The 8,732-nt window shown below is 63.5% G+C and carries 5 protein-coding genes and 2 pseudogenes; 2 read left to right on the top strand and 5 right to left on the bottom strand.

Annotation, left to right across the window (positions count from 1 at the left end; genetic code table 11):
- The 5 genes from G3O00_RS36820 to G3O00_RS36840 all read right to left on the bottom strand — a co-directional run.
- The coding region (locus G3O00_RS36820) for an ESPR-type extended signal peptide-containing protein (protein ID WP_277399365.1) at positions 1-3,679 on the bottom strand (3,679 nt) is incomplete at its 3' end.
- 1,238 nt (positions 3,680-4,917) lie between these two features.
- On the bottom strand, positions 4,918-5,820 hold the full coding sequence (locus G3O00_RS36825; RefSeq protein WP_206145951.1) for a ferritin-like domain-containing protein: 903 nt from the start codon (positions 5,818-5,820) through the stop codon (positions 4,918-4,920).
- A 95-nt stretch (positions 5,821-5,915) separates the two neighbouring features.
- Entirely contained in the window at positions 5,916-6,134 is a 219-nt protein-coding gene (locus G3O00_RS36830; protein WP_011354057.1) for a hypothetical protein, read from the bottom strand.
- Between the two features lie 235 nt (positions 6,135-6,369).
- Entirely contained in the window at positions 6,370-7,020 is a 651-nt protein-coding gene (locus tag G3O00_RS36835; protein ID WP_041493184.1) for an NAD(P)H-dependent oxidoreductase, read from the bottom strand.
- A gap of 310 nt (positions 7,021-7,330) precedes the next feature.
- Positions 7,331-7,636, bottom strand: a complete 306-nt coding sequence (locus tag G3O00_RS36840) for an NIPSNAP family protein (RefSeq protein ID WP_021157098.1) — start codon at positions 7,634-7,636, stop codon at positions 7,331-7,333.
- 279 nt (positions 7,637-7,915) lie between these two features.
- Between G3O00_RS36840 and G3O00_RS36845 the strand changes: the two are divergent.
- Together G3O00_RS36845 and G3O00_RS44195 are read left to right on the top strand one after the other, a co-directional pair.
- Positions 7,916-8,548 (top strand): annotated as a pseudogene (locus G3O00_RS36845) (GNAT family N-acetyltransferase); the annotation flags it as partial.
- Positions 8,549-8,595: 47 nt separating this feature from the next.
- Positions 8,596-8,732 (top strand): annotated as a pseudogene (locus G3O00_RS44195) (N-acetyltransferase); the annotation flags it as partial.

Consider the following 8,732-nt stretch of genomic DNA (forward strand, 5'->3'; position numbering starts at 1 on the left):
TCGAAGTGGACAGCGACGTGATCGAGCTGTTAGCCGACGACAGACCCGTCGACGTCGAGGTCGACAGCGACGTGACCGAACTGTTGGCCGACGACAACCCCGTCGACGTGGAAGTGGACAGCGACGTCACCGAACTGTTCGTCGAGCTGAGGCCCGTCGACAGCGAACCGATCGAGCTGTTGGCCGACGACAGACCGGTCGACGTCGAAGTGGACAGCGACGTGATCGAGCTGTTAGCCGACGACAGACCCGTCGACGTCGAGGTCGACAGCGACGTGACCGAACTGTTGGCCGACGACAACCCCGTCGACGTGGAAGTGGACAGCGACGTAACCGAACTGTTGGTCGAGCTCAGGCCAGTCGACAGCGACGAGATTGCGCTGCTGGACGACGACAACGTCGTCGACAGCGAATCAACGGCCACATTGGTTGCATAAAGCTGCGAGCCGTTGATAGCGTCGGTACTGGTCGGGGAGATCGAGCCGGCCGCAACGTTCGTGACCTGGCGCTGGTTGGTCGAACTGCCAACGCTGACCACGCTCGTCGGATTGCCACCCGCGAACGTGCTGGTTACGCCGCCGACGGTACCGGTAGGTGTCGGGTTGGCCACGTCCGTGACGGAGCCGCTGCCGAGCGCGACGCTGCCGACGTTGCCCGCGACGGCGTTCGGGCCAATCGCGACCGCGCTGCTTGCGTTTGCGTTCGCAGCATTGCCGACGGCGACGCCGCTTGCGCCTGCAGCGTTCGCAGCATTGCCCACGGCGACGCTGCTGGAGCCAGCGGCAGTGGCGGCTACACCGGCGGCGAGCGAGTTGACGCCCGTTGCGCCGTTGTTGTTGTAATTGGCTTGCTGCACGCCACCGTCGTTGACGCTGTAGTAGTGCGTCTTCGCGGCATCGATCGCAGTCGAGGTCGACGTGGACAGCGAGGTGATCGAGCTGTTGGCGGTCGACAGACCCGTCGACGCGGACGTGGACAGCGAGCCGATCGAGCTGTTGGTCGACGAGAGGCCGGTGGACAGCGACCCGATCGAGCTATTAGCCGACGACAGACCGGTCGACGTGGAGGTCGACAGCGACGTCACCGAGCTGTTGGTCGACGAGAGGCCGGTGGACAGCGAGCCGATCGAGCTGTTAGCCGACGACAGACCGGTCGAAGTCGAAGTCGACAGCGAAGTGACCGAGCTATTGGTCGACGAGAGGCCGGTGGACAGCGAGCCGATCGAGCTGTTGGCCGACGACAGACCGGTCGAGGTCGAAGTCGACAGCGACGTCACCGAGCTATTGGTCGACGAGAGGCCGGTGGACAGCGAGCCGATCGAGCTGTTGGCCGACGACAGGCCGGTCGAGGTCGAAGTCGACAGCGACGTCACCGAGCTATTGGTCGACGAGAGGCCGGTGGACAGCGAGCCGATCGAACTGTTGGCGGACGACAGACCGGTCGACGTGGAGGTCGACAGCGACGTCACCGAGCTATTGGTCGACGAGAGGCCGGTAGACAGCGAACCGATCGAGCTGTTGGCCGACGAGAGACCCGTCGAGGTCGAAGTCGACAGCGAGGTGATCGAGCTGTTAGCCGACGACAGACCCGTCGAAGTCGACGAGGACAGCGACGTCACCGAGCTATTCGTCGAGCTAAGGCCGGTGGACAGCGAGCCGATCGAGCTATTGGCCGACGACAGGCCGGTCGAGGTCGAAGTCGACAGCGAGGTGATCGAGCTGTTAGCCGACGACAGACCGGTCGAAGTCGAAGTCGACAGCGACGTCACCGAGCTATTGGTCGACGAGAGGCCGGTGGACAGCGAACCGATCGAGCTGTTTGCCGACGACAGGCCGGTCGAGGTCGAGGTGGACAGCGAGGTGATCGAGCTGTTAGCCGACGAGAGACCCGTCGACGTGGAAGTCGACAGCGACGTCACCGAGCTATTGGTCGACGAGAGGCCGGTGGACAGCGAACCGATCGAGCTGTTTGCCGACGAGAGGCCGGTCGAGGTCGAGGTGGACAGCGAGGTGATCGAGCTGTTAGCCGACGACAGACCCGTCGACGTGGAAGTCGACAGCGACGTCACCGAGCTATTCGTCGAGCTGAGGCCGGTGGACAGCGAACCGATCGAGCTATTGGCCGACGACAGACCGGTCGACGTCGAAGTGGACAGCGACGTGATCGAGCTGTTAGCCGACGAGAGACCCGTCGACGTGGAAGTCGACAGCGACGTCACCGAGCTATTCGTCGAGCTGAGGCCGGTGGACAGCGAACCGATCGAGCTATTGGCCGACGAGAGGCCGGTCGAGGTCGAGGTCGACAGCGACGTGATCGAGCTGTTGGCCGACGACAGACCCGTCGAAGTCGACGAGGACAGCGACGTCACCGAGCTATTCGTCGAGCTGAGGCCGGTGGACAGCGAACCGATCGAGCTATTGGCCGACGACAGGCCCGTCGACGTCGAAGTCGACAGCGAAGTGACCGAGCTATTGGTCGACGAGAGGCCGGTGGACAGCGAACCGATCGAGCTGTTGGCCGACGACAGACCGGTCGAAGTCGAAGTCGACAGCGACGTCACCGAGCTATTCGTCGAGCTGAGGCCGGTGGACAGCGAACCGATCGAGCTATTGGCCGACGACAGACCCGTCGAGGTCGAGGTCGACAGCGAGGTGGTCGAGCTATTGGCCGAGCTCAGGCCCGTAGACAGTGAAGTGACGGAGCTGTTGGTCGAGCTGAGGCCGGTTGACAGCGACTTGACCGAGCTGTTGGTCGAACTGAGCCCGGTGGACAGCGAGGTGATCGAGCTATTGGCCGACGACAGACCGGTCGAGGTCGACGTGGACAGCGAGGTGATCGAGCTATTGGCCGACGACAGGCCGGTTGAGGCCGACGTGGACAGCGAGGTGATCGAGCTGTTGGCCGACGAAATTCCCGTCGCAGTCGAGGTCGACAACGAATAAAGCTGACTGCCGTTGATCGCATCGGTGCTGGTCGACGACACGGTGCCCGGCGCGACGTTGACGATCCGGCGTTGCGTCGTGCTGTTCCCGACGCTGAAGACGTTCGATTGCCCGCCATCCGTACTGCCGTTACCCAGCGCGACGCTCCCGCTGCCCGTCGAGGTCGCGCCTGCGCCGATGGCGGTGCTTTGGGAGTTCGACGCCGTTGCGCCATACCCGACGGCCATGGCGCCGCTGCCGGACGCGGTTGCCGCGTAGCCGATGGCCGTCGTCTGGCTGTTGGTCGCTTTCGCGCTGTTCCCGAGGGCCGTGCCTTGCGCGCCCGATGCGGTGGACATGTTGCCGATAGCGGTCGACCCCTGGCCCGACGCGGTCGTGGTGTCACCGATTGCGGTACTGCCAAAGCCACCAGCAGTGGCCACCGTGCCGATGGCAATGTTGGCGTTCGTGCCGTCGGCGCCCGCCGAGGCGTTGTAGCCGTTGTTGGTCGCAGAGTTGGCCGCGCCGGTGGAGACGTTCGACACCCCCGAACCGATCGCCAGGTTGTTCGCCAGCGCCGATTCGGCTGGCGCTAATCCGAGCGCGAGCGCAAGCGCGATGCCGGCTCCGACTTGGCCGACCAGGCCCGATTTCAAAACGGCCGACTTGTTCGGCTTGCCTCGTGCCGAGTCGTGTTCCGATGCGGCGACCCACGCGCCGAGGGATTCGTTCCAGATCGAGCGGTATGTGCGGTTCATGTCCTGCTACCTCCAAATATGCACGCCACACACTGATCTCTTTCGTTAGAGGAATACTCCGTGCGCTCGCGCGAATCTCAAAATTGATGGGCGGAGTTTATTGGAGGAGGATTTTTCAGATTGATAAAAAGTGATAAATGGAGGGTTTTGAAAGTTAAAGGATGGTTAATACATCGCGTTTTGATGTATCGGCTCGGAATGTATTGGAAAGTTGTAAGAATGTTTAGTGTAGGGTTTGAATTTTCTAGGTGCGATTCTGTTTTTCGTATAAAAATCATGGTGTTATGGTGGTTTTGTGCGGTAGATCACACATCGTTCGCGTTCAATTGTAAGACAAATGAAATAGCAAACGTTTGCGAGATAAGCAATCCTTTCGTTGTTGTAATGTTTGTCGGTGGGCTAATGGATAATATGATTGCTATCTTGTTAATTTGTTAATTCTGTATTTTGTGGCCGATTTTCTGTTTATTTTATTGATTAACTGTAAATCAATTTTATTTGAAAACCAGGACATCGGGCTGTGCTGATTTGCGCATCTCGTCCGCTGCGATGGCCCGCGCGACGGGCGTTCCGGGCCGGTCGGCTCGTCGAATTTGTAAAAAAGTGCTACGGGGCGGTAGGTCGGGTCGTCATCATTCGTCTTTCGAATTTGTCCTATTGACTATTTCCGCGATGGTGACAATCGAATGGGGTTCGAAGACGGGGCGAACCCGTCAGGGAGGCGGGACCTGCGTCGGCGGTGCGCCTGCTGGCGACAGGTTGTTAAAGACGCTGTCCGGCGTCGGCCGCGACGTCCCCGATTCGTCAAATTCCGGGTGTGACAATTTGTCCGCGCGCGCCGAAGCACCGAAGAAAAAGGGCACGAGTGAGTGTGTCGGGGGCGCCACATCTGACAGGCAAATGCAGGTCGATGCAGGTCGGTGCAGTCCCGCACCGTATGCGATGGGGCGATTTCGAGCGGGTGGCGGGCAGGGCGGCCGCAAGTGATGTGGCTCGCCGTGGAAGTACGACGAGCGCGTAGCGAAGTTCGAACGCGGCCCGGGGCGCGGGTCACCCAACAGGACGGAGGCGCCGGCCTCCGCGTATCGCTTGCCGCGCGGCCGGATGCAGGCGATGCAGTTGCCGACGGCCGGATCCCGGTGGAATTCAGCGGCCCGAGGTCTCGATCGCCGAGCGGGCGTGGCCCGGTTGCCCGACCTGACAACCGGGCAACGGGACTCTTGTCCTGGACGGCTTGCCTACTTCTTGAGAAACCGCAGCGCAAACCGCGCCATGCGCGGCACGAACATCGGGCGCAGCAGGCGCTTGTCGTAGCCGGCCATCCGCCGGTCGTTCTCGGCGAGGCACAGTTCGATCAACTCGCGCGGGTTGAGCGCGTCGCCGATGTCGCCGGTGCCGGTCGCCGGGAAGTTCGCGTCACGTGCAACGCCGTCGGAATCGATGCCGCGCGCGATGCCGATGCGCTCCCGGATCAAATGCACCCATACGGCTGCGACCCGCGCAAAGAACCACGGCCGGCGCCACCACGGAAGCGAGCGCCAGTACCACGCGTACCAGTTCACGAAGAACAGGATGTGGCGGCCTTCTTCCTGGATCACCGGCTCGAAGGTGTCGACGAGTTCGGGCGGGAAATAGCCGGAGCGCTGCGCGGAACGGAACAGGCCGAACGCGAAGAAGCTGTCGATGCATTCGCTGAAGCCCGTGACGATCCACCACCACTCGGGATCTTTCGGCGCAGGATATGCCGGCTCGGGGGCGAGCCGGATGCCGTAGGCCTCGACGAGCTTCGACAGCACGACCTTGTGACGCGCTTCCTCGCCGCCGTCCATCTCGAGTGCGCGGCGCAGCAGCGGATTGCCGATCGTCGCCGCATAGGTTGCCACGCGGATCGATGCGCGGCCTTCGGTCTGCACCGCGATGTCCCAGATTGGCAGCGACGTGAGCCGTTTGAGCTCGGCGGGCTTGAGCGCCGGCCAGTCGATCACCGCCGGCTTGTACGGGTTGTGTGTGTCGAGCAGCATGCGACAGAACATCTGCATGTGCGCATCGGAACCGATCCGTACCGGACCGTGCTTCTCGAAGGTCCAGTTGCGCATTGCGTGATCTGCGGCTGCATGCTCTTCGTGCAGCGTGTCACTCATGGCTGTTGTCATACGTTTACGGGTCGAAAGATTCTTGCATAGCTTCCGTAAACGCGTATTTTCGAGCGGCCATGCGGACGCCGGCCAGGCGTGCATCACGCGTTCGTGTCGACCCAGAGGCGGCCCCAGCGGGACGCGTAGGCCAGCGCGTGCTCTTCCTCGAAGAAGAAATCGATCGCGTCGAACGAAACGGCGCGCGGCGATGGGCCGCCGCTCGCCTTCTCGATCGTCAGGTTGGCGGCGAACAGCCCGTTCGGCAACCGGGCGGCAGCGGGGGCGACTTCGTAGCCCTTGTAGCGGATCGTACGGTTCATGGCGTGCGCGGAGAAAGTTCGGAGGTTCAGCGTACGAAAACCCGCTCGCGGCGTGAACCAATCTTTCGGCCAATGCAAATCACGCAGCGGGCCGAATCGTTATCGGCGCGGGTCGCGGGGAAGGGCCGGCGGGGAGAAGCGTCGGCGTGCACGGCGCGTGGCCGTTCATCCGAATGCGCACCGCCCGCGCCGGCGAACGTGGTCGGCCGGGCGCGGGCGGTGGAAGGCGGGAAAATTACTGGTTGGCGATCTTCAGCACGGGCGCAAGCGCGTCGACCGACGCCGCATGCGAAGCCGCGCGATGCGATGCGAACGCGAGCGCGAACTCGGCGGCTTGCGTGCCGACCGTCTCGAGCTGCGCGACAACCTTCGGATCCGAGCAGCTGTCGGCACTGTCAAAGCGCGTTTCGAGCGTATTCACGGTCGCGCCGAACGGCGTCGGCCAGCCGCGCAGCGCATGCACGATCGAACGCAGCGACGTCAGCACGGTGCCGGCCGCCTGCCAGCCGTACGCGGTGACGATCAGGCCGACCGCGCGGCCGTCGAGATACGGGCGATCGTCCGCACGCAGTTCCTCGAGCGTGTCGAGCGCGTTCTTCACGAGGCCGGAGACGCCGCCGTGATAGCCGGGCGTCGCGATGATGATCGCGTCGGCCTGGCGCACGGCGTCGATCAGGTCGCGCTGCGCGTCGGTCAGCGTTTTGTGTTCAGGTGCGTAGTGCGGCAGCGTATGCAGGAACGGGCCGTCGAACAGCCGCGTGCGTGCGCCGGCCGCCTGCGCGCCGCGCAACGCGAACGACAGCGCGCGTTCGGTCGACGACGCTGCCCGGGTGGTACCGCCAATGCCGACGACGAACGGGCGGCGGTGTTGATCGAATGCAGTCAAGGGGCGCTCCTTGGGAATGGCTTGCCCGGCTAAGCACAGGCTTAAAACCAGATGGTAACGACCCCGCCGCCACTCTGAAAACGACTTTTCGTTCTATCGATATGCCGTGCGGCAGGGGCAATCGTGTGCGCGGCCGTCCAGATCGATAGCAGAAATGCTTGGTTGGGACGGCGGGCAGTGGTCGATAACATGGGCCCGTCTCCTCCATGATGTCTCTACTGACATGGGTTGGCCCCGCCGCGCGGATGCAGGCGGGGCTTTTTTTCGTCCCGGTCAGGAAAGGGGGCGCGATACGCCGGGCGCTTGCCCGTTACTCGAACACCGGCCGGAAGAAGCTGCGCTCGTAGCTGACGATGCAGCGTGTTTCCTCGGCGTAGCGGAACGCGGCCTGGCAGGCCGGATCGTCCATCGAGCGTTCGCGGTAGCGCTCGTACTCGGCGAGACTCGGGAACGAGAACATCGCGAGCGCGATGTTGTTCGCCCCTTCGGATGGCAGGAAGTAGCCGTGATGCGTGCCGCCGAACTGTTCGACGAGCGGAATCCACATCTTGCCGTACGTTTCGAACTGGTCGAGCTTGTATGGATCGATGACGTAGCGAAGGAAGCAGGTGATCATGAGCGCGCTCGGTGAAGGAAGGAATCCGCGAGTCTGGAAGGCGCCGCCGCATGTGTCAACGGTGTTCGCCGACGCGCGATCCGGCCGCAGGTCGCATTGCTTGCGCAAACAACGATCGGCGCGCTTTCATGCGTTCGCAACGATGCGCGCGGCGCCGTGGCACGCACGGTCGGGATCGTCTCTCCCGCACGCATTTCCCCAAACTTTTACGACATTTTTTCTTGCGAGGGCGGTTGGCGCGCTCATAGACTTCGGGCATCCCAACCACGGAGCAAGGCAATGTCGATACCCTGGAACGCGATCGCCGAACACACACCTGCCGCGCCGCCTTCCGTGTGCGCCGATCGGGTGATCGTGCGGCGTTTCGATCCGGCCTTCGACAGTTATGCACAACTCACGCCGATGCTGCATCGCGCGTTCGCGCGGCTCGGCGCGATGGGACTCAACTGCACGTGCGTCGACCAGAGCGAGGACGTCACGCGCCGCCGCGCGGAAGCGGGCGAGTGCTACGTCGCCGTGTGCGGCGGGCGCGTGATCGGCACGGCCACGCTGTATGCGACCGATCCGTCGTCGGCGTGCTCGCTGTACCGGCGCGAAGGTGTCGCGAGCGTGCGGCAGGTGGCGGTGGATCCCGATTGCCAGAGCCGCGGGATCGGCGCGTTGCTGCTGTCGTTCGCCGAGCAATGGGCCGCGTTGCGCGGCTATACGCTGCTCGCACTCGATACGCCGCATCCCGCTTCGCACCTGCTTGCGTTCTACGGCGCGCAGGGTTTCGACGTCGTCGACGTGATGCGCTTCGACGGCAAGCGCTACGACAGCGCGATCCTTTGCAAGCGGCCGATCGCGCAGGTCGCGCGCCGCGTGTCGCCGGCGTCGCGCATGGCCGTGCGCGTGGCGGCTGTGCGGCGTCTCCGATCGGGGCGGGGGATCCCGATGGCCAGAGCCGCGGGATCGGCGCGTTGCTGCTGGCGTTCGCCGAGCAATGGGCCGCGTTGCGCGGCTATACGCTGCTCGCACTCGATACGCCGCATCCCGCTTCGCACCTGCTTGCGTTCTACGGCGCGCAGGGTTTCGACGTCGTCGACGTGATGCGCTT

Origin of the sequence: Burkholderia sp. Ac-20384 (assembly GCF_017104605.1) — a bacterium.
In the GTDB taxonomy this organism is placed as follows: Bacteria; Pseudomonadota; Gammaproteobacteria; order Burkholderiales; family Burkholderiaceae; genus Burkholderia; species Burkholderia lata.